The sequence below is a fragment of the Komagataeibacter xylinus genome (assembly GCF_004302915.1).
GTDB classification, from domain to species: Bacteria; Pseudomonadota; Alphaproteobacteria; order Acetobacterales; family Acetobacteraceae; genus Komagataeibacter; species Komagataeibacter xylinus_C.
On sequence record NZ_QQBI01000082.1, the window covers coordinates 1 to 3,036 of the forward strand.

The following is a 3,036-nucleotide window of genomic DNA, read 5'->3' on the forward strand; positions in this document are numbered from 1 at the left end:
AATGGTCTGCATCCTATGAATCACATTTTTAAACCGATGGGTACCCCGTGAGTCAGGCCAAACAATGGTTGGTATAATCCGTATGCTCAGTCTTCATGTTGGGAATGCCGAACAGCAGTTCGGGCGCATGATCTTCCGAGACCCAGTCCCCTTCCATCGCAGCAATCTTGGCGGGCTGGTATTTGAGCGTGTTCAGGCCATGCGCGTCGCCAGCAAGGATCTGGAGGGGGGCTATGATCGCCGCCATCCACATGGCCATGGAGAACATGACCCGCACCGGCTCGCTGGAGATCTTTCCGGCCTTGCGGGCCCTGAGCATATGCCACGCCCCCGTGGCCCCCACGATGAAGGCAACCGACAGGAACGCCGCCAGACCCATATGCACCAGGCGGAACGGAAAGGACGGGTTGAAGATAATGGCCAGCCAGTCAGCGGGCATGAAGCGCCCGGTGGTCGGGTCAATGGTGTAACCACGCGGGGTCTGCATCCATGAATTGGAGGACAGGATCCATGTCATGGAAATCAGGGTGCCGACCGATACGCAGCATGTGGCTGCAAAATGCAGTTTGCGCCCCACTTTGTTCATGCCGAACAGCATGACGCCGAGGAAGCCTGCCTCGAGGAAAAAGGCGGTCATGACCTCATAGGACAGCAGCACGCCGGTAATCGGCCCGGCTTTTTTGGAAAAGATCGACCAGTTGGTGCCAAACTCATACGACATGACCAGTCCCGAGACGACGCCCATGCCAAAGACAATGGAGAATACCTTGATCCAGTACCGGTACAGGTCAAGGAATACGGATCGTCCGGTCCTGAGCCACAGCCCCTCCAGAACAGCCAGATAAGCCGCCAGCCCGATTGAAAAGGCCGGAAAAATGATATGGACGCCTACGGTAAAGGCGAACTGAAAGCGCGCCAGAAGGAGTGCTGGATCATGTGCGTACTGCATCGATACTTTCCAAAACTTATGACGAGAGAAAGAAATACAAATAAGTTCTCGGCATATCGGTTCCGTGCAATGAACTGGCCTGAAAGGCCGCTGCATGCCCCGGTGTCCCAGAAAACGTAGTAGATCAATCAGACGCATGGCGTCCAAGAGGGATTATACATAAGAGCCCGATCCGAAAGTTTTTCAAGCTGGAGGGTTCTAAAAACCCCCTGGTTTTGAGGTCTTCTGTATGATTCTATTTCTTCTGCGTTGATTGAGGGAATGGCGATATGAAGCAGTCTGGTTTCTTTGATGTTGAAGAGCGTCTTGCCCGGCTGAGTGGGCTTGGCGATCAGCTCGAAGCGTTTTCCCGGACTGTGGATTTTGAAGCGTTCCGTCCTGATCTGGACAAGGCCCTGGCGTATTCCGATGGAAGCAAGGGCGGACGACCGCCATTTGATCCTGTGCTGATGTTCAAGATCCTGGTGATCCAGACGCTCAACAATTTGTCTGATGAGCGGACGGAATATCTGATCAACGATCGCCTCTCCTTTATGCGTTTCCTTGGGCTGGGACTTTCAGATCGGGTGCCGGATGCCAAAACGGTCTGGCTGTGTCAAAAGCGTCTGACCCAGGCGGGTGCGATCGATGGGCTGTTCAACCGCTTTGATGCCACCCTGCGCAACGCCGGGTATTTGCCGATGTCAGGCCAGATCCTGGATGCCACGCTGGTAGCGGCTCCGAAGCAGCGGAACAGCAATGCAGAGAAAGCCGATCTTCGGGAAGGACGTATTCCTGAAGACTGGCAGGACAAACCCGCAAAGCTGTCGCACAAGGATCGTCATGCGCGATGGACACTGAAGTTCACGAAGGCGAAGCGGCAGGATGATGGAACCATGCCATCCAGCGATCTCGCCATCCCGTTCTTTGGCTATAAATCGCATGTTTCCATCGATCGGAAATACCGGTTCATCCGGAAATGGAAAACAACGCATGCCGCTGCCAGTGATGGCGCGCGATTGAGAGAGGGGCTTCTGGATAAAACCAATACGGCCTCAAGTGTCTGGGCCGACACGGCCTATCGCTCAAAAGCCAACGAAGACTTCATGGAAAAGCAGGGCTTTGTCTCCAAGGTTCATCGCAAAAAGCCGCATCTCAAGCCTATGCCCCGGCATATCCAGAAATCAAATGCTGGAAAGTCGGTCATCCGCTCGCGTGTCGAGCATGTCTTTGCCGATCAGAAGTCACAGACGGGGCTGTTTGTCCGGACTGTCGGTATCAGTCGAGCCACCATGAGGATCGGGCTCGCCAATATCGTCTACAATATGCGCCGCCTCCTCTTCCTCGAAAGATTGAACGCGAGCGCATAGCCATCCAGCGAGAGACAACTCCCAATCTGCTCAAAACGCAGACTGGACGCCATCGCAAAAACCGTCAATCAAATCGCCAAAACCCAGAAATTACCGGCCAAGCACATCAATCAAGGGTTCTTCGATCCCTCCACCTTGCGCGTCAACGGGCCGAGAAATGATTACTTTCTTATTCGTTCCCTGTTCATAGACACGAAGGCCAATCACTTTATCATGATAATATTCGGCAGGATACGCAATGTATGATACTGGGCAGGATACGGTTTCACTCTCACGTAGAGGGTGTTATGTACTTTCGTGCCTGATTGGTGCAGTAATGAATGATGATGCCTGCACGCAAACCGTATCCCTCTGATGTATCAGACGAAGAATGGTCTCTGGTCGTCCCGTATCTGGTCCTGATGCGCGAGGATGCGCAACAACGACATCACGCATTGCGCGAACTGTTCAATGGATTGCGTTACGTGATCCGTTACGGCATTGCCTGGCGCGCCATGCCGAATGACCTTCCACCTTGGTCGGCGGTCTACCAGCAATCCCGTCGCTGGATGGAGGCAGGTTGTTTTGACGCGTTGGTATCTGATCTGCGTGCCGTGCTGCGTATCGCTTCTGGCCGCAGGGCGGAGCCAACGGCCGCCATTCTCGACAGCCGGACATTACGTTCGACGCGGAAATCTCACAGAAGGGTTGTACATCGGGTTAGATTATGAAAAAGTCTGTTTTGCACAAAAGAAATTT

The 3,036-nt window shown here is 53.7% G+C and carries 1 protein-coding gene and 2 pseudogenes; 2 read left to right on the forward strand and 1 reads right to left on the reverse strand.

Annotation, left to right across the window (positions count from 1 at the left end; genetic code table 11):
* Positions 1–73 precede the first annotated feature (73 nt).
* Positions 74–949 (reverse strand): annotated as a pseudogene (locus DV027_RS17110) (cytochrome ubiquinol oxidase subunit I); the annotation flags it as partial.
* 269 nt (positions 950–1,218) lie between these two features.
* Here DV027_RS17110 and DV027_RS17115 point away from each other — a divergent pair.
* Positions 1,219–2,298: an IS5 family transposase gene (locus DV027_RS17115; protein ID WP_130732976.1), complete on the forward strand. Its 1,080-nt coding sequence runs from the start codon at positions 1,219–1,221 to the stop codon at positions 2,296–2,298.
* Positions 2,299–2,621: 323 nt separating this feature from the next.
* Positions 2,622–2,984, forward strand: a pseudogene (locus tag DV027_RS17125) (transposase); the annotation flags it as partial.
* Positions 2,985–3,036: the final 52 nt, after the last annotated feature.